This window comes from Methylopila sp. Yamaguchi (genome assembly GCF_002897035.1).
GTDB lineage: Bacteria > Pseudomonadota > Alphaproteobacteria > Rhizobiales > Methylopilaceae > Methylopila.
Genome location: NZ_BAUX01000012.1, coordinates 1 through 23082 on the forward strand (window position 1 = coordinate 1; position 23082 = coordinate 23082).

Sequence of the window (23082 nt, forward strand, 5' to 3'; positions counted from 1 at the left end):
CGCGCCGATCACGACGCCGCAGTCGGCGGTGATCTCATCGCCCAGAAACTCCATGGCCGCGAAAGCGCCCGCGCCGCCCCCGCCTCCGCCCCCGCGCGCGGCGGCCGTGTCTCCGCAGGCCCCGCCGCCCCCGCCTCCGCCCCCGCCGGTGAGCAGCACCAGCACGCGCCCGGCCCAGGCCGGCTTCGTCCAGGCAGCGTTCGCCGTGAACACGTCGACCTGCGTGCGCTGGGGGGACCGGGCGAAGCTCGCGACGCCGGTGGCGCCGGCGATCTCCAGCACGGTCGTCCAGCTCGCCCCGTCCGCCGAGACCTTGAGCGCCAGCGCGTCCGAGCCGATCAGCCCGAACTCGGCGCGTCCGCCGTAGCCGGTCTGCAGCAGCAGGCTGGCGGTGTCGGCGGCCGTCGCCTTGTTGAGCTTGAGCTGCACGCCGGCCCCGGCATGCGTGAACAGCGCCGCGGCGGAGGCGACGACGAGGCGGTTGACGTCGTCCGCCGTCGCGGAGATCCCGAGCCGCGCCAGCCCGTCGAGGCTCGCGAGCGCGCCGACGGCGTTGACCCAGGCGCCGCCCAGCCGCGCAACGAGCTCCGTCGTCGCCGCGTTGTAGGCGAGCCATCCCGGCTTCGGCTCGACGAACACCCAGGCGCCGTCGAGGAAGGCCGCGATCTGGCCGTCCTTCCCAGCCCAGGCGCCGGTCGCGCCCACGCCCACGATGTGGCGGTCGCCCTCCGCCGGGGCGGACGGCGGCGCGACGCGGTCCCGGTCCAGCACGCCGAGCTGCACCAGCGCGTCGAGGCGCCGGAAGGCCTCGTTGACGGTGACGTGCTTCTGCGCCTGCGACGGCGCGAGATAGCCGAGGCCGAGATGGGGGCTCGCGCTCATGGTCGTCTCCAAGAAGAAGTGAGAAGCGGTCAGCTTCCGAAGCGGCCTCTGGCGGGCAGCCCGGGGCCGACCACGGCGGAGAGCTGGCGGACCTCGAAATCGAAGGCCGCCGGCAAGGCGCCGAAATCCGCCGTCTGGTCGGCGGCGGCGTAGGTCGCGGCCTGCGCGGATGCGGCGAGCGTGCGGAGCGCGGCGCCGGCGCCGTCGAGGATCGCGACCTCGTAGGCCTCGGTCTCCTCGGCCAGCCGCACCTCGCGGGCGTCGAAGTCGTCGCCGCCCACGCGGGTGCGGCGGATCCAGCGCAGCGCCACGTCGCCGCCCGGCTCGCGGCGCGCGGCCAGCCGCACCGGGGCGAGCGGCGTCAGGCCGCGCGCGCCGGCGCCGACGACGTAGCTCCCATAGGTTGCGTCGTCCCGTGGCTTGGTGGAGGGGCCCACCCGCCACGTCACGTCCAACCCGCGGTCGCCTTCGGGCAGGCTCGAGACCGGCGTCGCCGCCGTGATCAGGACGAAAGCGGCGTTCGCAGGCGTCGGCGCGCCGATGGCGTCCTCCGTGCCGCATTGGCCGCGCAGGAGCTCCGTCAGCCGCCAGAGGTTCGGCCCCACGAGCTCCGCCGCGCGGAACTGCAGAACCTCCCAAGCGCCTGACGGCCCCTTCACCGCCGCGACGTTGGCTCCTGCGAACAGCGCGGCCTCCGTCACGCTTTCGAGCGCGCGGTCCGGCCCGAGCTCGACCACCAGCGCGTTGGTCCGGTCGAACCGGCCGGAGGCGTGGAAGCCGAGCGGCGCGTCGAGCCGGCCGATGGTCGCCGGCGTTCTCAGCAGCTGATCGAGCGCGAAGCCCGCGCCGTCGCGGGAGCGGTAGACGGCGACTGGCGTCCAGGGCCGGGCGTAGGCGGCGAGACGCAGAGCGTGGGGCGCCTCGTCGCCCGCGATCAGCGGCAGGTCGAGCGCCTCGAACACCGGGGCGACCGGCAACGCGCTCGCCGGCGGCGGCCGCGTCTCGCCCGCGACGGGCTCCACGTTGCGGGCGTCGGGGTCGGCGCGCGTGGCCTTTGCGGGCCGCACATACTCGTCGCCGACCTCGTCGAGCCGCATCAGCATCGTGCGGCCTTGCGCAGTGAAGGTGACGAGGTCGCCCGGCTCCAGCGCGAGACGGCCCGGCGGCAGGGTCCACTCCGCCCGCTCGCGCTGGACGGAGGCCTCGATCAGCAGGCCGTCCGCGATCGCCTGCGCCTCGACGGGCGAGAAGGCGATCGGCAGCGAGCGCTCCGCCACCGCGCGCCCCTCGCCGCCGAGCCGCCGGGCCTCGACGGCGCTCGAGCGGTAGTCGAGCGCAGGCTCGACGTAGCGCAGCTTCAGCACGGCAGGCACCTCGGAGGCCTGGGCGCGGGTGAGCCGGAAGGCCGCGCTCCGGTCGCCCGGATCGACCAAGTCGTCCGGGGTCAGGTCGGCCAGGGGCCCGTCGGCGCGGTTCGCAATCTCGATCGCCTCGCCCCTCGCCCGCGCGCGGGCCCCATAGGCCTCGAGCAGGGGCTCGATGGCGTCGCGGGCGCTCATCACCTGGTCGAGCGCATAACCGCGCACCAGCCCGTCGAGGCTCTCGAGCGCGAGCGGCGCATCCACCGGCCGGCCGAGATCGGCGACGACGTCGCGCAAGGGCACCTGCCCCAGCCGGCCTGACAGCCAGTGCCCGCGCCCCCAGTTGTCGGCGTCGGCCCAGACGTCGCTGCGCACGGGAAACGCAGGGAATGGCCGCGCGTCCCAGGTCCAGATGAACAGCCGGACCGGGTCAATCATCCGTTCGCCGGTGACCTCCGACAGAGGATTGTTCCCGCTCCAGCGGCCCCAGTGCGTGAGCTGCGCCGTGAGATAGGCGCGCTGGGCGAGGTCGTCGCGGCGGCCGTTGGAGAACCACGGCGTGGCGCTCTCCGACGATTTGCCGTCCACGAACACGTTGGGCTGGTTCGCGCCCTTGTCCACGCCCGCGCACCCGATCTCGCAGAACACGATCGGCTTCGACTGCGGGACCCAGGCCGTCGGCGTCGCCTGCCGGACGCCGCCGGGACGGTCGTGGTGCGGGCTCTCCCACCAGTTTCGGAAGTCCTTGACCCGGAACACCCAGTGCTCGCCGTGGGCCGTGTCGACGATCGGCGTGCGGACCTGCGCCGCGCGGTCGGCGGAGGTCGCGTAGAACCAGTCGTAGCCCTCGCCGCCTTCGACGTTCCCATCGAGATAGGCGAGATCGTAGGGGCTCTTAGCGCCCGCGAGTGCGTCGAGATGGGCTGCGCCCTCGCGCCAGTCGGCGAGCGGCACGTAGTTGTCGACGCCGACGAAGTCGATGTTCGGGTCCGCCCAGAGCGGGTCGAGATGGAAGTGCACGTCGCCGGAGCCATCGCCCGGCCGGTGGTTTGAGTACTCCGTCCAGTCCGCTCCGTAGCCGATGCGGACGTCGGGCAGCAGCGCGCGGACCTCGGCGGCGAGCGCCCGCAGCGCTTCGACGGCGGGGTAGCTCGACGGCCCGTCCCGGAGCGTGGTCAGCCCCACCATCTCGGAGCCGATCAGGAAGGCGTCGACCCCGCCGGCCGCCTTCGCGATCCGCGCCATGTGCAGCACGAAGCGGCGGTAGGACCACTCGTCCGGGCCGTCGTAGTCGACGGTGCGGTCGTCGTCGTCCCAGTGGAAGTCGCCGGCCTCCGCAGCCCCGAAGAACGCCGCCACGTCGGCGGCGATCGCCGCCGTCCCGTCCGGGGAGCCCGGCCGGCCCGGGGCCGGGTGGCAGGTGACGCGGCCGCGCCACGGATAGGGCGGCTGCTCCCCGGCGCCATAAGGATCGGGCAGGCCGTTGCCGGCGGGGACGTCCATCAGCATGAAGGGCGTCAGCATCACCTTCAGTCCGCGGTCGTTCATCTCGCGGATCGCTTGCCAGATCGCCCGGTCCGCAGGCGCGCCGCCGAGCGCCGGGGCGCCGTCGAACTGCGACACGATCTCGACCTCGTCGCGCGTGCGACCCGAGACGCGCCAGCTCCATGGCCGCGTGGGCTTGGTCCCGGTCTCGACCTTGGGGCGGATCTGACAGTGGCCGACGCGCAGGTCCGCACCATGCCAGGCCACGATCAGCGAGACGCAGGAGGCCTGCGGCGCCGCGGTCTCCAGTTCGTCGAGCGCGACCAGAAGGTCGGCCTTCTCGGCGCCGGTGTGGACGTTCTCGGAGGCCCAGGCGCCGAATGCGACCCGCCGCTCCACAGGCTCGGTCGCGTAGGCGAACTCCGCCGCGCCAGGGATCAGCGTCACGCCGGTGACGAGGTCCTCCAGCGCCGGCTCCCCGGAGGGAGGGCGGCGGAGCACCTCCACCGTGATCTGCGGTACGCGATTGCCGAAATCCTCGAGCGGCAGCTCCTCGAACACCAGATAGGCGAGCCCGCGGTAGGCCGGCGCGAAGTCCGCGCCCTCCACTGCGACGATCTTCGGGTCCGGCTCCTGATCTTCGGTGCCGCGGTAAAGCCGGATCTCGAACGCGTCCTTCGCGATCTCCCGCCCATCCGTCCAGATGCGGCCGATCCCGTCGATCGGGCCTTCGCAGAGGCCGAGCGCGAAGCTTGCGTAATAGGCGTAGGTCGTGACCTCCGCCTTCGGGCCGCCGCCCTTGCCGCCGGAGCTTTCGGTGTTCGCGTCCTCCCGGAAGCGCGCGGCCCAGATGATCTGACCGCCGAGGCGCATGCGCCCGAAGAGCCGCGTCACGGCCGCGCCCTCGGTGGAGGCGGTGACGCGCAGGTCGTCGAGCCGCGGGCCTCTGCTCCGCTGCGTCGTCCCGAACAGGGCCTGGTCGAGCGCGGATCCCGCGAGCCCGCCGATCGCCGAGCCGATGGCCGCCCCGGACAGCGTGGCGCCGAGAAGCGTGATCCCGCTGGGCAGCAGCGAGCCGCCGATCGCGGCCCCGATCGCGGTGAGCGCAAGCACGGCCATGGGCGTGGTCCTCAGTTTCGGAAAGCCGAAGAATGCGCTCGAGCGGAGTGCGTGCTTCGAGACGCTGCGCAAACGCGAGGCTCCTCAGCATGAGGAGGTCCGGGAGCTTCGAGCCTCAGGTCCCCTCATGGTTCGAGGAGCGCCGTAGGCGCGTCTGGAAGCGCGGACTTCGGCTCGAGGCCCCGCCGCCGGAAACCGAAACCGTGCGACCAGCCGCCGCCGCCAGACGTCCGGAATCGCGGTCTCGGCGACCGCGTGGCCGTCGTAGGCATGGACCATGGCGGCGGCTCCCGTCGCGACGCCTGCGTGCCGCGCCGGGCCGTCGCGGCGAACCCGGAACAGCAGGACGTCGCCCGGCGCGATCTCGTCCGGCGGCAGCTCGACGAGGCGCCGGCGGGCCGCGGAGAGCAGCATCTCCGCGCCGCCGTCCTCCGCCCACGTCCGGGCGTAGGGCGCGAGCGCTTCCGGCTCCGGGCCGATCAACTCGCGCCAGACGCCGCGGACCACTCCGAGGCAGTCGGCGCCGGCGCCCATCAGGCTCGCCTGATGGCGATAGGGCGTTCCGACCCAGGCCCGCGCCGCCGCCACGACCCTGTCGGCTTCGAGCGTTGGGCGCCGTTGTTCATCCAAGATCTTAGACAAGTCGTCCTCCGTCGTTGTCGCCGTCGGAGCGCGCGGAGCCGGTGAGCCAGTCGTTGCCCGGCATGTGCGGGAAACCGCGGAAGTTCTTATGGTTGATGAAGCGTTTACGGCAGGTCGTGAAGCTCTTGTCGCAACCCGCCGTGACCGTGAAGGCGTCGCCCACGGCGAGCGCCATGGCCGGCGTCTCGGCGCACTCCGCCTCCGTCCCATCGTGGCGTCTCAGCTCCGAGACGGAGCCTGCGTTCGCGCCGTCGGTCCAGGTCAGCCGTCCCCGCGTGAAGACGGCTCCGCGCCCCGCCAGCGCCTCGGCGCGGAAGGCGCGGGCGCCGCGGATCTCGGTGACCACGCCCTCCGCGCGGTGGGCGGGCGCGCTGAGGTCCACGCCGCAACGGATGTCGCCCAGCTCCGCGTCGCAGGCGCGTTGATAGAGCCGTCCCTGCGGCTGCTGCAGCGCCGAGGCGAGGCCGCGGAGCTCCGCGGTGAACAGGCTGCGCTCCCGCGCCACCTCGCCGAGGACGCCCGCAAACAGCAGCAGCGGCGCGCCCGCCGCGCGCCAGTCGACCAGAGACAGCGTGACCGAGGCGCCGTCGTAGAGCCCGCGGGCGAGGTCGATCTCGCTCAAGCCCGCGTCGTCCAGCGCGCCCACAACGTCGAGCCCGCCGGCGGCGAGGCCGAGCGCCGCTTCGGCGGCCGACGCCGTCATGCCGCTTTCCGCGCGGTAGGTCTCGCCCGCGACGACGAGATCGCGGTCGTGATCGGTGAAGCCCAGCACGACGCCGTCCCGCCGCGCGAGCCGCCACAGCCGCGCGAAGGTGGTGGCGCCGGAGGCGAGCGCCGCCGCCATGGGTTCGGGGATGTCACGCATGAGGACGCCTTTCTGACGAAGGGTCAGGTGATCTTGAGGACGCCGCGCGACCCTCGGAGCCACCCTCCCCGTCGTGGTCCGGCTTGACCGGACCATCCACGTCGGGCGTGGCGCCGACGCCGGCGGTGGGTCCTCCGGTCAAGCCGGAGGACGACGGCTGAGGGTGGCCCATGGCGGGGTCGCCCCCGCCCGCGTTTACCTCAGCCGGATCTCGACCACCGGGATCGACGGGATCGCGCCGGCCTCGAAGGCGGCGAGGTCGATCTCCAGCCGGTCCATGTCGAACCGCGCCGGCACGTCGAACCGGAAGCCGGCGGAGACGGCGGCGCCGGCCGAGGGCGGGACGTCGAGCACGACTGCGCCGTCGGTCAGGTCGAGCGCGAAGGCGGTCGTCGCGACGCCCGCGACGGCGACGACGACCGAACCCGCCACGGGCTTCGCGATCGGCCGGACATAGGGGTCGAAGGCGCCGCCGTAGGTCTTGGTCAGGGCGAACCGGCGGTTCGTGCCGTCTCCGGAGCCGATCACCTGATCGGTCGCTGAGACCGCGACGCCCGGCGCGGACGACGCGTTGTCCAGCGGATCCTTGAAGCGGAAGCCGTAAAGCCGGCCGCGTCGCTCCTCGAAGAAGGCGACGACGGCCGCGAGTTGGGCGAGGGTCCGCACGCCGAGCCCCGCGTCCCACCGCCGGCGCGAGTGCGCCCAGACGGCGTTGCGCTCCTCAAAGCCGGAGCCGAGCGTCGCGATCTCCGTCCTCCGCTCCGGCCCGCCGCGCGCTCCGCGGGCGATATCGGTGGGGAAACGCACCTCGTGAAAGGCGGTCACAGGCCCCGCCTCCCGCGCGCCACGGCCCGCGCGAGCGCGGCGGAGACCTGGCCCTCGGAACGGCGGAAGCCTTCGACGTCGGGCGTCGTGATGTTGACCGTCACCGACCCGCCGCCCCCTCCCCCGCCCGACGCCACGCCGAGCCGTCCGTCCGCGCCGCGGGCGAGCGGCAGCACGGCTTCCGGTCCGGCTTCCCCGGCGAGCGCCATGGCCGCGCCGCCGCCGGACAGAACGGTGGGAGCCGAAAGCACGCCGCCTTTGGCCATCGGCGTGAGGCCGCCCAACAGGCTGGACATGAGATTTGAAAACATGCCGCCGACCGCCCTCTCAGCCGGCCTGAGCGCGGCGGACAGCGCAAGCTCCGAGAGGCGGGACCCAAGCCCCTTCAGCACATCGGACAGCGAGCGCCCCTTCACGACCCCGCCTTCCAGCGCGTCGCCGATCGCGGAGCCGAAGCCGCGCGCGAGGCGCTGGGCGTCGGTCATCTCGCGGCGGAAGCGGGTCAGGTCGACCCGGACGTCGAGGGACACGGGTTCAGGTCCGGCCATGGGAGACCTCCTCATCGGGAAAGCGGGCGATCAGGGCGGCGAGTTCGGCGCGGGCGAGCGGCTTCGGCCCGGCGTGGCGGCGCGTCAGGCCGTCGGCCGCCGCCGCGATCTCCCGCGGGGTCGCGCGCCAGAAGGCCTCGGGGCTCAGCCGCAGCACGCCGAGGCCGAAGCCCATCAGCTCGTTCCAGGGAAAGGGCCGTTCGCCTCGCCCGGCGCGCCCTCCCCCGCGCCGCCGAAGGTCGCCTGCAGGAGATCGGCCACCGCGCGGACGTAGCCGGCGGCGCCCTCCGCATGGACGAGACGCGCGACCTCGGCGTCGGCGATCTCCTCGCCTGCGGCGCGCAGGCCGGCGGCCAGGATGAGCGTCGCGTCGCGCGCCGAGAGCCGGCCGCTCTCGAAGCGCTCGGCCAGCGCGGTGAGGTCGGCGACCCCGAAGGCGGCCTCGAGCTCGGCCAGCGCGCCGAGGGTGAGCACCAGGCGGCGCGGGCGGCCGTCGAACACGGCCTCCGTTTCGCCGCGGCGGCGGTTTGCGGCCATGGCCTCAGATCGCCGTGAAGGCGAGCGCGCCGGCGCTCTCGAGCGCGAGGTCGTAGACGACCTCGCCGGCGTGGTCGCCGCGGTAGTCGAGGCCCGTCACCTGGAACGGCCCCTCCACCCGGCCGAAGTCGGGGATCACGATCTGGAACACGGCCGCCGCCCCGTCGAAGACGAGGCCGCGCACCAGCGCGTCGGAGGCGTCGTCGCGGAAGACGCCGGCGCCGGCGACGCTCGCCCGCTTCGCGCCGGCGCCGGCCAGCAGCTCCCGCCACCGCCCGGCGCTCTCGGAATGGGTCACGTCGACCGGCTCCGCGTTGAACGACAGCGAGCGCGAGCGCAGCCCCGCCACCGTGGTGAAGCCGCCAGCGCCGTCGGCGATCTTGAGCAGCAGGTCCTTGCCCTTCTGGATGGCCATGGTGTTCCTCGAGGAATGACGTCAGAGCGGTTCGGTGACCGCGCGGAACGAGACGGTCGCGCGGCGAAGGCCGTTCTCGGCGGCGCGGCCGGAGTCCGTGAAGCGCCAGGAGAGGCTCGCAAGGCGGTGGCCTTGGGGCGCGAGCGCGGCGCCGTCGAGCCGGCGCACCAGCCGGTCGGCCACCTTAAGCGCCTCCGCCAGTCCGCCCTCGCGCGACACCACCTCCAGCGCGAACAGGTGTTCTTCGACCGGCGCGGCGTCGCCCGAGACGTCGCGAGTCTCGACGCCGCCGAGCGCGACGTAGGGCGCCGCGGCCGCGCGGGGCGGCTCGTCGTAGACGCGGGCGCCTCCGAGCAGCGCGGCGAGCGCCGCATCGGAAGTAACGTGCTGGTACACGGCTGCGCGAAGCGACAAGGTGGAGGAGGTTTCGCTCACGGCGTCGTCTCCTCGCAGAGCAACTCCTCGAACCGCTCGTCGGCGTCGGCCAGGCGCACGGAAAGCACATCGAACGTCCGCTCGCGCCAGAGCACGCGATGGCCGCCGGTGAGGTCGCCGCGGGCGCGCAGCGTCACGCGGTAGAGCCGGGAGAGACCAAGCGCGAAGCCGCGTTGGGTCTCCGCGGCGTTCAGCGGCTCGACGCTCGCGAACGCCTCGCCGGCGCTGGCGAAGCTGCGCGCGACGCCGCCGGCGCCGTCCGGCGTCTCGACCGGCGCGAGGATCTCGACCTGCCGCCGCAGGGCGCCGAGGGGAAGCGCGACCACGCCGCTCACAGCCGAAGCTCTCGATAGGGCGCGAGCAGCCCCGCGACGTCGGCGGGCGGCCCGTCGCTCGCGCTGCGGCGCTCGAAGCCGTCCGCCACCAGCCGGCGCAGCGCGAGCCGCAGCGACTCCGGGATCTCCTCCGGCGCGCCATAGCCGCAGGCCATGTCGATCTCGACGATCCGGCCCACCGGAGGCGGACGCAGCAACGTCAGCCGCTCCGCCGCCCAGTCGAAGCGCCAGTCGGCGGGATCGACCGCGTCCAGTCCGCCGTCCGGGCGGCGCACGCGCACCTCCTCGACGTCGCGCACCGGCCGGGGTTTCAGCGCGATGACGCCATCCGCCGGCGCGGCCGCGTCGAGCCGCCAGCGCTGGGCGACCAGCACCCGGCGCGTCAGCCGTTCGACCGTGTCGCGGGCGCTCGCGATCAGCGCGAGCACGAGGTCATCCTCGGCGTCGTGCTCCAGGCGCAGATAGGCCTTCGCGTCCGCCAGACCGAGAGGCTCGGCCGCGGGCGCGGTGAGAAGAACGGCGGGCATGGGCTTGGGACCCTCGTGATACGAAAACGCCCGCCGGGACGCCGGCGGGCGCAGGGAAGACAGATGAAGGCGATCGGGCTCCCTCCCCGTCACGCCGGCGCTTTCCCACGGGCATCCACGACTGCGGCGTCGAACGCGTCGATTGCGGGCAAGTCGTGGATGCCCGCCAAGGCGGGCATGACGAGATGGATCAGCTCGCGCTGAACCGCAGCGTCTTGATGGCGTCGAAGTCCTGCACGCCGCCGCCGACCCGCTTCGTGGTGTAGAACAGCACGTAGGGCTTGGAGGTGAAGGGATCGCGCAGGGTGCGCACGCCGATCCGGTCCACCACCAGATAGCCGCGGCGGAAGTCGCCGAAGGCGATGGCGTGAGCGTCCGCCGCGACGTCGGGCATGGCCTCGGCCTCGACAAGCGGGAAGCCCATCAGCGTGGCTTCGGCGCCCGGCGCGGCCGGCGGCTCCCACAGGTACCGCCCATCGGCGTCCTTGAGCTTGCGGACGGTCGCCTGCGTGCGCCGGTTCATCACGAAATGGGCGTTGCGCCGGTAGCCGGAGCGGAGCGCGTAGACGAGGTCGAGCAGCTTGTCGGAAGGGTTGCTCGCCGGGAAGGCGCCGGCTGCGCCCGTCGCCACATAGCCGATCGAACCCCAGGTCCAGCTGGCGTTCGCCACCTTGGTCGGCGTCAGGAAGCCTTGCGGGCGGGTCACGCCGTCGCCGGTGACGAAGGCCACGCTTTCCTGCTCGGCGAAGGCGGTTTCGACCTCCTGGGCGATCCACTGGTCGAGGTCGACCGCGGCGTCGTCCAGCAGCGTCTGCGTCGCCGCCGGCATGGCGAACAGCTCCATGGCGGGGAAGGCCAGCTCGTCCAGCGCCGGCGTCGCGGACTGGGCGCGGGCCGCGGTCTCCGCCGCCCAGCCGGAGGCGAAGCCTTCGGTCGCGAACGGCTTGCGGAACACGGAGGCCGTCACCTGCTGCACGCTGGCGATGGCGCGGATCGGCGAGACCTCGGCGAGCTTGCGGCCGATCTCGCGCTCGGTCTCCTCCGGAACCAGATAGCCGCCCTGGGCGTCGGTGCCGGCGACAAGCGCCTTGGACTCGAGTCCTTTGAGCGAGGAAACCTCGCCGCGGCGGACATAGGCGTCGAACGCCGCCTTGTGCTCGCGGATCACGAGCCGCGCGGGCGAGCCCGCGGCCTCCAGCGCCGGCCGGCGGCCTTTGAGCGCGAGATCGTCCAGCAGCTTCTGCTGCCGGTCGAGCGCGTCGTCCAGCCGGGCGAGCTTCTCGCTGGTCACCGGGTCCGGCGACAGTCGCTGCTCGATCTCGGCCAGCCGCTCGTCGTTCACCTCCTTGAAGCTCTCGAAGGCGCGCATGAAGTCGTCGAAGGCGTGGACCACCTCGAGGCTGGAGGGCGCGGCGCCCGCCGCCTTGGTTTCAGGCGAGGCGAAATCGGAGAACGTCATGGACGAAGACCTTTCGTGCTGAGGAAGCAAGGCGCGCGGCTCTGGCGACCCCGACCGGAAGCCGGGGACGAGAGCTCGCGCGGATGACGTCGAAAAGCGGCTGGCGTCGTCTCCCCGCGCCGTCTTGGTCCGGCTTGACCGGACCATCCATCGCGGACGGGCTCGACGCCGGCGATGGGTCCCCCGGTCAAGCCGGAGGACGACGGAGAGCTTGAGGACGCCGGTCCGGGTCAAGCCGGCGCGGGTTGGAGGAAGGGAGAAGAGCCCTTCACCGCGCCGACGCGGGCGTCGGGCAGCATCGGGAAGGTGACGACCGAGATTTCCCAGAGGTCGACCTCGACGAGACGGCGCACGCCGCCGGGCTCGCGGGCGTGGCGAACGGGGCGAAACCCGATGGACAGGCCATCGAGCCCGCCCTGGCGCAGCAGCGCATGCACCTCGCGGGCGCGGGTCACGGCCAGGTTGAGCCGCCCGCGGACGCGCAGGCCGCGCCGGTCCTCGGCGAGGCTCTCCCAAGCGCCGATCGGCTCGGCCGGGTCGTGCTGGAACAGAAAGCGCACGCCGCGCGGGCCCCGCCGGGCGAGGCTCGCCGCGAAGGCCCCGCGCGCCACCCGGTCGCGGCCGAGATCGACCACGTCGAACAGGCTGGCGTAGCCCTCGATCGTCCCGTCGACAGAGACGGCGGGCGAAACGGGCAGGCGCTTGGTCTCGGCGCGAGCGCGCAGGCGCGACGGGTCGGCGACCCGCCGGATAAGCGTTTCGGGCATGGGCTCACCTCGCTGAGAGGACGGACGAACCGGACCGCAGGCACGAAAAAGCCCGCCGAAGCGGGCCCGAACGGGATCAGTTAGTCGGCCGTTGTCGCGCACCAACGGCTGCGCGCGCGGTGGTCGGCTCAGGACACCTTGCTCATGCGAACGCCGTCCCATGCGAACACGACCTGATCGCCCTGACGCACGTTTTGAATCACCGAGGGACGAAACGCGGCCAGGCACGACCCGCTGGGAAAACGCACGGACGGGTAGAGAAGGCCATTTCCTCCGCCGGCCCTGATGGATCGCGCCAGAGCCTGCCCGGCGGGATAGCCGGCAGCAGGATCGGGGTTCAGGCTGGGGTGCCCAGGCTCGTCCCGTAGATCATGGAAGCGGCACGCGAAGCCGGCGAGCAACTGGCGGTACGCCACCAACTCTTGCGCCGCCCCGGCTTCGCGGAGAGCGTTCGCCATGTGGAACGTCACCTCGCGCTCGGCGGTCTCCGCGCCCGCCGGGCCGAACGCCGCGTACCAGCACCCGCGGTCCTCGTCGTTGAACCGGTTGCCCGGAGGCTTCGCATGGCAGAAGGCCGCGTTGATGAACGACCAGCCGTAGCCGTAGCTCTCATTAAGCAACTCGCCGGGATCGACCCCGAGCGGCAACGCCGAAGCGCGCAGCCGCGCGGAGGTGAGGCCTTCCAGGGCGTTCAGAACCGCCTGTTCCTCGTCGTCGTCCGCAAGCGGCGCGACGGCAGGCTCGTCGATGTAGGCCGAGGCGATCAGCCGAACGGTGCGACCCTCGACGAAGTCGGTCTCGGGGATCACAAGCCGCCGCGAAGGCCGTCGAGATACCGACGGGTCCTCAGCATTTGCGGGATCCCGCCCTCGATCATCAACGCGACCGGGGATTTGCCTTGAAACAGCGGCCCCGTGTTCGGCGAGGTCGGCCAGGCGCTCACCAAGTCCTGGTTGAACAGCAGCCGCAGCGCCTTGAAGATGCCGACGATCAGGCTGGCCCGGGTGATCTTGTCCTGATCGAGCCGGCCGTGGAAGCTCCCCGCCTTCATGCGATTCCAGGTTGCGATCGGAACGTCGAAGAGCGCAGCCGCATCCCTGTTCGTAAGGCTCCAGAACGCGCAGGCCCGCACGACCGCCTTCACGATCGTCGCTGTCCTGTCCGTAGCCTCCGGCTGGATCGGTGGGACGAAAGCCCTGGGAGCCTCCAACGCCATCTCCTCTGAAATCCTCGGGCATATCATATGATATGCCGACGGGAGATCAAGGCTTGGACTTCGTATCATCACGAGGCACCGGACGCCTCCCCTGCCCCGTACCCCACCGCCGCGCGCTTCTCGTCGGCAGTGAGATAGTCCGCCGCGCCCACGCGGCGCCAGAGCGACTCGCGCTCTTCGGCGAGCGCTTCGACGGCGTCGAGGTCCGGGGTCAGCGCCAGCGCCGCGCCATAGGCCGGCGACAGCCATCCCGCGAGGTTCTCGGCCACGCGGCCGAGCAGCGGCAGCACGGTCTGGCGCCACAGCGCGCGGTTGGCCTCGCGATAGTTGGCGTAGGTCGCGTCGCCCGGGATGCCGAGCAGCATCGGCGGCACCCCAAAGGCGAGCGCGATCTCCCGCGCCGCGCCGTTTTTCGCGGCGAGGAAGTCCATCTCCTGCGGCGAAAGGGACAAGGGCTTCCAGTCCAGCCCGCCGTCGAGCAGCAGCGGCCTGCCGGCGTTGGCGGCGCCGGAGAACTGCCCTTCCAACTCCTCCTTCAGCCGTTCGACCTGGTCGTCGGTGAGGCTCGCCCCCTCGGCGCCCCTGTAGACCAACGCGCCGGAGGGCCGCGCGGCGTTGTCGAGCAGGGCCTTGTTCCAGGCGGAGGCGGCGTTGTGCAGGTCGAGGGCGGTGGCCGCAGGCTCCAGCGGGCTCAGGCCGTAGTGGTCGTCGAGCGGATGGAACAGCGTCAGGTGCAGGATCGGCGGCACCGGCTCGGCGCGCTGGTCGAAGCGCACGAGCTCGGCCCCGACGCGGTACTCGTAGGCCTCGGGCCAGCCCTCCGCGCCGGGAACCACGCGCATCCGGTCCGGCCTCAGCGCATGAAGCTCGCGCACCTCGTCGCCCAAGGTCACCGCCTCGACATAGGCGTTGCCGGCGATCAGCAGCTGCGAGACCAGAGTCTCGACGAGGCCCGCCCGCCCCTGCCGCGGGTTCGGGCGCTCGAGCAACGCCATGAGCGGATGCCCCTCGAGCTCCCGCCCCGCCTCCATCAGCGTCAGCGGGGTGCCGCCGGCGGCCTCGGCGACCAGGCGCACCGCACGATGGACGATGGGATTCCGCTGGTAGCCCTCGCGGGCGAGGCTCGTCGGATCGCGCGGGCTCCACACCGCTCGTCCGCCGCCGTGCAGCGCCAGCAGACCCCCGGCGCGGGAGGCCTTCGCCTCAAGCGCCCGGCCAAGAAGGCGAGCGAAAGGAAACGCCATGGCGCTCTCCATCTTGCTATAAACGTCAGCAACAATGACGCGAAATCGCGCCTTGCGCTGCATCGCAAAGTCGAAAATTACGCATTGCAACGTGCGTGGCGCCACATTCAAGTGGAACAAAGTGTTCAAGGGCGCGTTCTGCGTGCCGAGGGGCCCAATTGACCATCCGGATCGGACGGTCGAAGAAGGCAAAGTCATGAAAAATCTGCTTCTCGGCGGCGTCGCCGCGTTTGCGATCGTCGCTTCGCCGGTGTCCGGTCTCGCTCAGTCGACCGAACGCGGCGCGCAATCCGAAAGCCCGCGATCCACGGAGTCCGGCGGCGCCGGACGGGCGGAGTCCGGTTCGAGCGCTGGCCGGGCGGAGTCCGGTTCGAGCGGCAGCCGCATGGAGACCGGCGGCGCCGGGTCGGAGCGCGGCGGCGACCGCGGATCGTCGTCCGGCGCGGAGATGCGCGGCGAGCGGCCGTCCGCCGCAGAGTCCTCCAAAGACACGCCGTCCGGGCGCCCGTCCGCGGCCGATGCGCCGACGTCGCGCGGCACGACCGAACGCTCGGGCGGAGCGACGTCATCCGACACGAAGCCGTCCGCCGACACGAAATCGACGTCCGACACGAAATCCATGGAGCGCGACGAGAAGCTCCGCGAGCGCTCCGAGCGATCGGGCGGCGCCCGCGAGACGACGGACCGGCCCGACCGGGAACGCATGGGCGGCGACAGCTCCCGCTCAAGCACGGAGCGATCGACGACGACTGAGCGTCCAAGCTCCGAGCGGTCGACCACCACCGAGCGGTCGACCGAGCGCGACCGGAGCTCCAGCCGGACGTCGGTGAGCATCTCCAGCGAGAAGCGCAGCACGATCCGCGAGACCATCGTGTCGTCGCCGAGCGTGCGGAAGGTCTCCCGCTCGACGATCGGCGTCGACCTCCGCGTCGGCGTGTCGGTGCCCCGCACGGTGACGATCGAGCGGCTGCCGCCGCGCATCGTCGAAATCGTGCCGGAGTACGCCGACTACAGCTACTTCGTGCTCGACGACGGCACGATCGTGATCGTCGATCCCGCCACCTACGACGTGGTCTACGTCATCGAGGCCTGAGCGCCCCGACGTTCCGCCGGGAACAATCGCTCCCGGCGGGACGTTTCGCATCGACGCCGGCCGCTCCGCTTGCGGCCCGGTCGGCTGCGACGGAAGGAGCAGGTTCCATGAAACGGCGCATCGCATTGGCGCTCGCCACCGCGGCGCTTCTGACCTTTTCATTCGAGGCCGTGGCGCAAAGCGGCGGTTCTTCCGGCGGCGGCTCGTCGGGCGGATCCTCGTCCAGCGGGTCCGCTGGCAGCGGCTCGTCCGCCACCGGCGGCGGCTCGTCGACGAGCGGCTCCGGCGCCGCGGGCACGGCGGCCCCTCGAACCGGTGGAACGATGGGGACCGGGAACGACGCGGCTGCGGCGAAGCAGGGCGGCTTGGAACGCGGCTCGAGCGGCGTCGCCGGACGGAACAGGCAGGGCGGCGGCGGAGGCTCGATGGCGGGGTCAACCGAGAACAGAGCGGACGATCCCTCGCTGAACCAGGGCATCTACCGCGACCCTGGCAAGGCCCGCAGCGACCGCTGAGGCGCCGCGCGCTCTACAGCCGCAACACTCTGGGACCTCGCCCCCGGGCGCCGAGCATCAAGTGGGTAACCGCCCAGACGAGGGCGTCGACCCGGTCGGGCGAACGGCCGTTGGCGAGCCCGTCGAGACCGAACGCCGCCATTTCATCCTCCAGCGCGGGATGAGCGCCCACATGGGCCACCCGGCCCTGAGCGTATAGCGCGGCGACGGGCTCGGCCCTCAGCCATTTGCCGCGCGTCGCCCTGACCGCCACGACGGGGACGCCGGGATCGACCTGCGCGATGACCGCGCGCACCATCTCCCCTCCCTGGTTCACCTCCGCGACCAGCGCGTCAGCCTCAAGCCGGCGGTGCAAGGCGACCGCCCGCGCCGCCCAGAGCTCCGGGCGGGCGGCCTGCGCCGTCTCGTCCGCCAGCACATAGGCCCGGTCGTCCGCGCCGAGCCCCACCGCCACCAGCCCGCAGGCGTCGGACCGCTTCCCGCCGCCGGCCGGCGGATCGACGGCCACGACGACGCGCTTCAGCTCCGGAACGTCGCGCACCCGGGAGCGCTCGATCGCCTCCCGGCTCCACAGCGCGTCCTCGTCGTCCTCAAGCAATTCGCCGTCGAGCTCCTGTCGGCCGAGCCTTGTGCCGGCGTAGGTCCCGACGACAGCCTCGAGAAAACGCGGGGCGAGGTTGGCGGCGTTCATCCGGGTGGTCGCCCGCGACACCACGGTGGCGGGGTCCGCGAGCAGCCGCTTGATCAGCGGCACGGCGCGCGGCGTCGTGGTCGCGAGCTGGCGCGGCCGCTCGCCGAGGCGAAGTCCGAACTGCAGCATGTCCCATGTCTCCTGCGGATGGCGCCATTTGGCGACCTCGTCGCACCACGCGGCCTCGAACTGCGGCCCGCGCAGCGCCTCCGGATCCTCGGCGGAAAACCCCTGCGCGATCGCGCCGTTCGGCCAAAGCAGCCGACGCCGCGTCGGCTCGTAGACCGGGCGCTCGGCGCCCGCGCTCACGGCGAGAACGCCCGACACCCCGTCGACCATCACCTCGCGCAGATCGGCGTAGGTCTCGCCCACCAGAGCGATGCGGCCGACCGGCGCCTCCGCGAAGCCTTGCCGGCCGAGCGCGAGCCCGCAGACCCATTCGGCGCCGGCGCGGGTCTTGCCCGCGCCCCGGCCGCCGAGCATCAGCCAGGTGGTCCAGTCTCCCTCCGGGGGCGTCTGGTCGTCGCGCGCCCAGATGCGCCAGAAACCCGCCAGAGCCTCCGCCTCCCTAGGCGTCAGGGACGCCAGAAACCTGTCCCTCGTGCTCGGCGCGCATGCGAGCAAGTCGGCGCGCAAGCTCGTCCCGAAGGGCGTCGACATCGACGGGCTCGCCATTCTCGTCCCCCCGTCCGCCGGCCCGCGTCTCGTCGCGATCGAGCGCCGCCAGATCCTTCAAGGTGCGCACCAGCGCGCCGAGCGTCTTGGCGGCCCGTTCCGCCTCGTCGAGCCCGCTCCCGCCGGAGCGAACGAGCAGCGGCTCGATGGCGGCGAGCCGTTCGTCGACCCGCAGCCGCAGACGGCGCACGGTCTCCAGCCGATCGACCGCCGGCCGGGTCCACCCCTCGCGCGCCACCATCCGGCAGAGCGCCTGACGGGAGACGCCGACCCTCTGCGCGATCTCCGCCTGGGTCAGGCTCGTGGTCTCGATCAGCCGCCGCGCCTCCGCGATGGTCTCGGCGGACGCGCGCGGTTTCGGCCCGGCTTTGGGCGCTGCGTCGAACTCCGTCATGGAGACCTCCTCTCAGGGAGCGAGGAAGGCGTCGCCGCCGTCCCTCGCCCGCAGTTCTGGAGCATGGGAGAAACCTACCCGACGAGCGTCACGCTGTCAATGCATATTTTCCTAAGTAGGATTTTTAGCTGATTTTCGTCGAGCCTTGTGTGCGGGCGGTATCCCGCTCGAGCTGCAACAAGGCTGGTTCACGAGGAGTTCGAAGGTCCCAAGCACGCGGGTGACGGCCGGCTCCGGCGCCGCCGGACACCTGATTTGCTAGCGCGGACACGTTAACCGCCCACGAACCATCTGAACCGGAGATGAACCTTCTTATTAGAATAAGTTCAGACTGGACGGGCTAATGTGACACCGCGTCCAGGGAGTCCCCCGTCCGAAAGACGCTGCGCCGGAATTCCGCCCCTCTCCGGTCCAGGCCCCAAAGACGATGCTCAACTGTTGGGGAACGGTTGAGCGCCTTCGTCCCCTCTTCGCTTAGAGCGGTCCAGAATTGCCCCCGCCGGGCGGTCCTGCCACGCGCGTCGGCCTCCGGGTCTACCCTGTCACCGCAAGCGTCCGCACGCGGATGTCGACGCGCGGGTCGCGCGCGAGCTGGGGACGAAGCTCGGCGGCCAGCGCCCGGGCGCGGACAGCCGTCGCCGGCCGGGCGTAGGCGTCGCGGACGGCGGAGCGGAACGCTTCCGCGCTGCGCTCCTCGCGAGATACGACCCTCATCACGCCGGCCTCCGCAGCCCGGCGCGCGTGGTAGCCCTGCTCCAGATGCTGAGGCGCCGCCACCTGCGGCAGGCCGGCGCCGAGGCCGAGGCACAGGATGCCGTGCTGGCCCGCGCTCAGCAGCAGCCGCGTGCGGCGGGCGATCGCGTCGACCGGCGCCGGGGCGGTCTCGACGGTCACGCCGCGGGCCGCCAGCCGCTCCGCGGCTGCGGCGTCGAGGCCAGGGATGAAGGCTCGGGTCGGCGCGCCAAGGTCCTCGAGCGCTTCCATCAACGCCGGGTTGTCGCGCTCGGTGGTGGAGAAGTAGACGAAGATCTCCTCGCCTGAGCCGTCGGAGGCGGCGCTCGGGAGATCGGCGACCGGCGGCAGCAGCGGGCGCGCCCGCAGCCCGTGGTAGGGGTCGAGCATCGGCAGCGTGCACGCGAGCTGGTCGTCGGAGGCGTAGACCGCCGGAAGCCGGTCGATCTCGGGAACTCCGAGCGGCGTGGCGGCGCGGTTGACGGCCGCGACGATGTCGCGCTCGTCGTAGAGCCGCTCGGCGTGCTCGGGCATGAAGATCGGAAACGACGGCATGTCGGGCGGCGGGCAGGAGTAGCCGACGCCGATCGCGACCGCCGGCACGCCGAGACTGCGCGCGGCCATCAGCGCGCAAGGCGCGAAGTCCGCGACCACGAAGGCGATCCGCCGGCAGCGGATCACCTCCTGCCACCACGCGATCTGGCGCGCGAGGAAGGCTTCGTCGCGAAAGCCGAGATCGCCGAGGAACTCGCCCCAGGTCGCGGTGCGCACCGCGTTGGGGCCGCGTCGGTGAGCGTCGCGCGGGCGAAGCGAGGCGCCGGGAAACACCAGTTCGCAGACAGGTTCGAGCTCGACCGCGTGCTCCATACGGCAGAGCGCGGCGTCGAAGACAAAACGGTCGCCGAGCGCTTCGGCGACCGTTTTCAGGGTGACGACGTGGCCGCGCCCGGCCCCGCCCTCCCAGGCGAGCAGCGCGCGGCGCATGCGTCAGTCCGGATAGCAGGGACCGCACGAGCCTTCGCCGCCGCAGGGCGGAGGCGGCGGAGGCGTGACGCCCGGCGACCGGCGCCTGGACGAGGTCGAGAACAGGTCGTCCTTGAGCCAGTTCGGCGGGTCGCTCTCGCGGTGACGGGCGATCAAGGTCTTGTCGCCGCCTCCGAAGTAGACCTTCAGGCCGCCCCAGACGGCCTTGTAGTCCTTCTCGCCGAGGCGCCCCTCGACGAAGGCCGACGAGTCGAAGCCGGCGACCGGCAGCGCGATCTCCGTGCCGAGGGCCGCGGCGTGCTTGCGGCCGGTGTAGCGGTGGCCGGTGGAAAGCTTCCAGTCGTCGGTGACGTAGTAGCTCACGTCGACATAGTCGAAGAACGAGCCGCCCTTGCGGGTCCGCTCGGTCGCGCTGGAACCGCCGCCGATGTGCTCGTACCCCAGCACGCCGGACAGGGTCAGGCGCCCGAAATAGGCCTCGCCCTCGGCGCCGATCTTTGCGTTCCACGAATTGAGCCGGTCGTCGAACCCGATCCCGGAGCCGTAGACGCCGAAGAGATAGCTCGCCGGATCGCGGGTGAAGAGGTGGCCCGCTCCGCCGCCGACGAAATCCCCGCGCTTCGACGCCGCGATGCCGTCGACCTGCGCGCCGAAGCGCTCGCCGAGCGGCAGCGTGACCGAGGCCAACCCGCCGCCGACGAAGTCGCCGCTGCGGCCGAAGCGGCCGTCCACCCAGCCGCCGAAGCCCTCGACCTTGCCGTTCAGCACGTCGACCGCAGGAGCGAGTCCGGCGCCCTCCGCGAAGATGTCGGCGGCGCGGACCGGCGCCCCCGCGCCGAACACGAGTCCCATCGCAGCGCCCGACAGGAGCGCCGTCTTTAACGTCATGTGCATGTGATCTCGCTCCCCCCGGGCGAATCGTCAGGTCCAAAAAAAGACCACACTCCTCGCCCGCTGACCAGCCGCCTATCGAATCATGGAGAGCTTCGGTCTTCAGCCCGCCGTCCGGGCGCTTGCGCTCCGCGGCTCAGGCGTTTGGGCGGCGTCCAGGAGGTCAAGGAGATCGGGCTCGGCGAGCGGGCGCGCCAGATAGAAGCCCTGCACCTCGTCGCAGGAATCGACGCGCAGCAGCATCAGCTGCTCAGGGGTTTCGACCCCCTCGGCGGTCACGGTGAGGCCCAAAGCGCGGCCAAGGCCGAGGATCGCCTGCACAATGGCGCGGGCCTCCCCGCGTGGGGCCAGATCCGCCACGAAGCGGCGATCGATTTTTATGGCGTCGAACGGGAAGCTGCGGAGATAGCCGAGCGAGGAGTAGCCGGTGCCGAAATCATCCATCGCCAGCCGGACGCCGAGCGCCTTCAGCTCCAGCATCACGGCGCGGGCGCGGTCGGCGTCCTCGATCAGCACGCTTTCGGTGATCTCGATCTCGAGCCGGCTCGGCTCCAGGCCGGAGCGCAGAAGGGCGTCCGCCACCACGGCCGAGAGCCCGTCGTCGCGCATCTGGACCGCGGACACATTCACGGAGACCCCGATGTCCGGCCAGCGCACCGCGGCGGCGCAGGCGGCGCGCATCACCCACTCGCCGAGCGGGACGATCAGGCCCGTCTCTTCGGCGAGCGGAACGAACTCCGAGGGGCCGACCAAGCCGCGCGTCGGATGGCGCCACCGCAGCAGCGCTTCGGCCCGGCGGACGCGCATCGAGCGCGCGTCGTAACGCGGCTGGAAATCCAGCACGAACTCGCGCTGCTCCAACCCCCGCCAGAGCTCGGCCTCAAGCTTCCGCCGCCCCAGGATCTTGTCGTTCATCTCGCTCGCGAAGAACCGGTAGGTGCCGCGACCGGCCTCCTTGGCGCGATAGAGCGCGAGGTCCGCATGGCGCATCAGTTCGCCGGCGTCGCACTCGGGCTGCGGCATCGCCACCCCGATCGACAGGCCGAGCCGGACCTCGCCGAAGGCGTGCCGGATGGGCGCGGCCACGGTCGCGATCAGACGGCGGCAAAGCCGCTCGACGCCCTCCTGGTCCAGCCCGCCGGCCACCACCACGAATTCGTCGCCGCCCACCCGCGCGACGAGGTCGCCTTCCGGCAGGCTGCGGCGGAGGCGCTCGGCGACCTGCTGCAGGACCTCGTCGCCGGCGGCGTGGCCGTGGGCGTCGTTGACCGGCTTGAAGCGATCGAGGTCGAGGAAGAGCAGCGCGAGACGCGACGTCGGGTCCTGGAGGCGCTCGTCCATGTGCCGGTCGAGCATCAGGCGGTTCGGCAGGCCGGTGGTGGCGTCATGCATCGCCTTGCGCTCGACGTCGCGGTAGGCGGCCTGCAGCCGCCGTTCGCTCGCGCGGATCAGGCCGGAGGCGCGGCGCGAGTCGCGCGCGAACAGCGCGAGCAACATGGCCATGGCCGCGCCGGCGCAGAGCACCAGCGGCAGCACCGTTTCCACAAGCCGCCGGCCGGGGCGCTCCGGGTCCCAGCGCAGCGTGAGAGGAGCTCCGTTTTCGAAGGCGAGATGAACCGCCGGAGCGGCGGCGGCGTCGACCGCGTCCCGCGCGACGCGGAGGTTGTCCACGAAGTAGCGCGAGCCCAAGGCCTTCAGCCGGGCCGGCGCCATGCGCTCCGCGAACAGCATCACGGAGGCCGGTCCCGGGATCGGCGTCACCGTCCAGTCGGCGCCGGTGGAGATCGCCGCGGCGGAGACGATCGCCGGATCGCCCCCGATCGTCAGCAGCCCCGGGGTCGTGACGGTCGTGTTGGTCCCGGCGGCTTGGCGCGCGCGCGCGATGAGGTCGGCGACCGAGGGGCCGAAGGTGTCCTCGACGGTGGAGGAGCTCAGCGCCCCGTCGACGAGCGCGTACCGGGTCTCTCCCGAGGGCCCCACCACGAAGACATGCGTGAACCCCAGCCGGTTGAACACGGTGTCGCCGAGGTTGGCCTGGGCGTAGGCCCAGTCGATGTCCACCCGCACATGCAGGTTGGCGTAGGCGGCGCCCCAGGCGGCGTAGTCCTCGAGCGTCGTCGCGAGCAGGTCCCGCCGCCCCTGCCAGGCGTGGTTCTCGAGCGCGACCGATCGGGCTTCGGCGATGACGTCCTGGTCGTCGGCGATCCAGGTCAGCAGGGCGAACGCCACAACGAAGGCGAACACGATCGCCCCCACAAGCGCCGCCATGGCGCGGCGTCCCAGCGCTGCCGCCGCAGCGGCGTCCTGATCATGTGACATTTTCGCTTCGCCCCCGATGCGAAGGGCACCTTGGCGCCAAAGCCTAAACACTTCGGCGCCGCGACCACGGCCTCCGACCGGTTTTCGCCGGACTTGGAGGGCTCGCCGCCCCCTCGCCTCGCAGAT

At 72.2% G+C, this 23082-nt stretch carries 25 protein-coding genes; 2 read left to right on the top strand and 23 right to left on the bottom strand.

The window, feature by feature from the left end; genetic code table 11:
• From METY_RS14225 to METY_RS21095, 18 genes are all read right to left on the bottom strand, one after another.
• The coding region (locus METY_RS14225) for a DUF2793 domain-containing protein (RefSeq protein ID WP_146035727.1) at positions 1 to 882 on the bottom strand (882 nt) is incomplete at its 3' end.
• A gap of 29 nt (positions 883 to 911) precedes the next feature.
• On the bottom strand, positions 912 to 4847 hold the full coding sequence (locus METY_RS14230) for a baseplate multidomain protein megatron (RefSeq protein WP_103122059.1): 3936 nt from the start codon (positions 4845 to 4847) through the stop codon (positions 912 to 914).
• 84 nt (positions 4848 to 4931) lie between these two features.
• On the bottom strand, positions 4932 to 5489 hold the full coding sequence (locus METY_RS14235; protein WP_103122060.1) for an NlpC/P60 family protein: 558 nt from the start codon (positions 5487 to 5489) through the stop codon (positions 4932 to 4934).
• On the bottom strand, positions 5482 to 6354 hold the full coding sequence (locus tag METY_RS14240; RefSeq protein WP_103122061.1) for a DUF2163 domain-containing protein: 873 nt from the start codon (positions 6352 to 6354) through the stop codon (positions 5482 to 5484). The genes METY_RS14235 and METY_RS14240 overlap by 8 nt, the downstream gene beginning before the upstream one ends.
• A 195-nt stretch (positions 6355 to 6549) precedes the next feature.
• Entirely contained in the window at positions 6550 to 7179 is a 630-nt protein-coding gene (locus tag METY_RS14245; protein WP_103122062.1) for a DUF2460 domain-containing protein, read from the bottom strand.
• Positions 7176 to 7727 carry a phage tail tape measure protein gene (locus METY_RS14250; protein ID WP_103122063.1) on the bottom strand — a complete coding sequence of 184 codons (552 nt, stop codon included), beginning with the start codon at positions 7725 to 7727 and terminating at the stop codon, positions 7176 to 7178. The genes METY_RS14245 and METY_RS14250 overlap by 4 nt, the downstream gene beginning before the upstream one ends.
• On the bottom strand, positions 7714 to 7902 hold the full coding sequence (locus METY_RS14255) for a rcc01693 family protein (RefSeq protein WP_103122064.1): 189 nt from the start codon (positions 7900 to 7902) through the stop codon (positions 7714 to 7716). Before METY_RS14255 ends, METY_RS14250 begins: the two co-directional genes overlap by 14 nt.
• Entirely contained in the window at positions 7902 to 8264 is a 363-nt protein-coding gene (locus METY_RS14260) for a gene transfer agent family protein (protein ID WP_103122065.1), read from the bottom strand. Before METY_RS14260 ends, METY_RS14255 begins: the two co-directional genes overlap by 1 nt.
• 4 nt (positions 8265 to 8268) lie before the next feature.
• Positions 8269 to 8679: a phage major tail protein, TP901-1 family gene (locus METY_RS14265; RefSeq protein ID WP_103122066.1), complete on the bottom strand. Its 411-nt coding sequence runs from the start codon at positions 8677 to 8679 to the stop codon at positions 8269 to 8271.
• Between the two features lie 21 nt (positions 8680 to 8700).
• Positions 8701 to 9114, bottom strand: coding sequence for a DUF3168 domain-containing protein (locus tag METY_RS14270; protein ID WP_103122067.1), 414 nt, complete (start codon positions 9112 to 9114; stop codon positions 8701 to 8703).
• Positions 9111 to 9449 (bottom strand): head-tail adaptor protein, encoded by a 339-nt coding sequence (locus METY_RS14275; RefSeq protein ID WP_103122068.1) that lies wholly within the window; start codon positions 9447 to 9449, stop codon positions 9111 to 9113. The genes METY_RS14270 and METY_RS14275 overlap by 4 nt, the downstream gene beginning before the upstream one ends.
• Positions 9446 to 9976, bottom strand: a complete 531-nt coding sequence (locus METY_RS14280; protein ID WP_103122069.1) for a head-tail connector protein — start codon at positions 9974 to 9976, stop codon at positions 9446 to 9448. Before METY_RS14280 ends, METY_RS14275 begins: the two co-directional genes overlap by 4 nt.
• A 190-nt stretch (positions 9977 to 10166) precedes the next feature.
• Positions 10167 to 11435: a phage major capsid protein gene (locus tag METY_RS14285; protein ID WP_103122070.1), complete on the bottom strand. Its 1269-nt coding sequence runs from the start codon at positions 11433 to 11435 to the stop codon at positions 10167 to 10169.
• Positions 11436 to 11665: 230 nt separating this feature from the next.
• Positions 11666 to 12133 carry an HK97 family phage prohead protease gene (locus tag METY_RS14290; RefSeq protein ID WP_103122194.1) on the bottom strand — a complete coding sequence of 156 codons (468 nt, stop codon included), beginning with the start codon at positions 12131 to 12133 and terminating at the stop codon, positions 11666 to 11668.
• Between the two features lie 197 nt (positions 12134 to 12330).
• Positions 12331 to 13011: an RES family NAD+ phosphorylase gene (locus METY_RS21430; protein ID WP_244593662.1), complete on the bottom strand. Its 681-nt coding sequence runs from the start codon at positions 13009 to 13011 to the stop codon at positions 12331 to 12333.
• The gene (locus tag METY_RS21435; protein WP_244593663.1) at positions 13008 to 13418 is read right to left on the bottom strand and encodes an MbcA/ParS/Xre antitoxin family protein; all 411 of its coding nucleotides are present in this window, start codon (positions 13416 to 13418) and stop codon (positions 13008 to 13010) included. Before METY_RS21435 ends, METY_RS21430 begins: the two co-directional genes overlap by 4 nt.
• Before the next feature lie 68 nt (positions 13419 to 13486).
• Positions 13487 to 14662, bottom strand: a complete 1176-nt coding sequence (locus tag METY_RS14300; RefSeq protein WP_244593664.1) for a phage portal protein — start codon at positions 14660 to 14662, stop codon at positions 13487 to 13489.
• A 264-nt stretch (positions 14663 to 14926) separates the two neighbouring features.
• The gene (locus METY_RS21095) at positions 14927 to 15532 is read right to left on the bottom strand and encodes a hypothetical protein (RefSeq protein WP_160147358.1); all 606 of its coding nucleotides are present in this window, start codon (positions 15530 to 15532) and stop codon (positions 14927 to 14929) included.
• 1 nt (position 15533) lies between these two features.
• Here METY_RS21095 and METY_RS21100 point away from each other — a divergent pair, with 1 nt between their 5' ends.
• Together METY_RS21100 and METY_RS14310 are read left to right on the top strand one after the other, a co-directional pair.
• A complete protein-coding gene (locus METY_RS21100) occupies positions 15534 to 15755 on the top strand; it encodes a DUF1236 domain-containing protein (RefSeq protein ID WP_160147359.1) in 222 nt (73 codons plus the stop codon).
• Positions 15756 to 15862: 107 nt separating this feature from the next.
• On the top strand, positions 15863 to 16270 hold the full coding sequence (locus METY_RS14310) for a hypothetical protein (RefSeq protein ID WP_103122074.1): 408 nt from the start codon (positions 15863 to 15865) through the stop codon (positions 16268 to 16270).
• Positions 16271 to 16283: 13 nt separating this feature from the next.
• On the opposite strand, the gene METY_RS14315 is transcribed toward METY_RS14310, so the two are convergent.
• The 5 genes from METY_RS14315 to METY_RS14335 all read right to left on the bottom strand — a co-directional run bounded on the left by METY_RS14315 (position 16284) and on the right by METY_RS14335 (position 22956).
• Positions 16284 to 17621: a DNA-packaging protein gene (locus tag METY_RS14315; RefSeq protein ID WP_244593665.1), complete on the bottom strand. Its 1338-nt coding sequence runs from the start codon at positions 17619 to 17621 to the stop codon at positions 16284 to 16286.
• Positions 17530 to 18030, bottom strand: coding sequence for a hypothetical protein (locus METY_RS14320; RefSeq protein WP_103122076.1), 501 nt, complete (start codon positions 18028 to 18030; stop codon positions 17530 to 17532). The genes METY_RS14315 and METY_RS14320 overlap by 92 nt, the downstream gene beginning before the upstream one ends.
• Positions 18031 to 18564: 534 nt before the next feature.
• The gene (locus METY_RS14325) at positions 18565 to 19746 is read right to left on the bottom strand and encodes a glycosyltransferase (protein ID WP_103122077.1); all 1182 of its coding nucleotides are present in this window, start codon (positions 19744 to 19746) and stop codon (positions 18565 to 18567) included.
• 3 nt (positions 19747 to 19749) lie between these two features.
• Entirely contained in the window at positions 19750 to 20634 is an 885-nt protein-coding gene (locus METY_RS14330) for a hypothetical protein (RefSeq protein WP_146035728.1), read from the bottom strand.
• 105 nt (positions 20635 to 20739) lie between these two features.
• The gene (locus METY_RS14335) at positions 20740 to 22956 is read right to left on the bottom strand and encodes a putative bifunctional diguanylate cyclase/phosphodiesterase (RefSeq protein ID WP_103122079.1); all 2217 of its coding nucleotides are present in this window, start codon (positions 22954 to 22956) and stop codon (positions 20740 to 20742) included.
• Between the last annotated feature and the right edge of the window lie 126 nt (positions 22957 to 23082).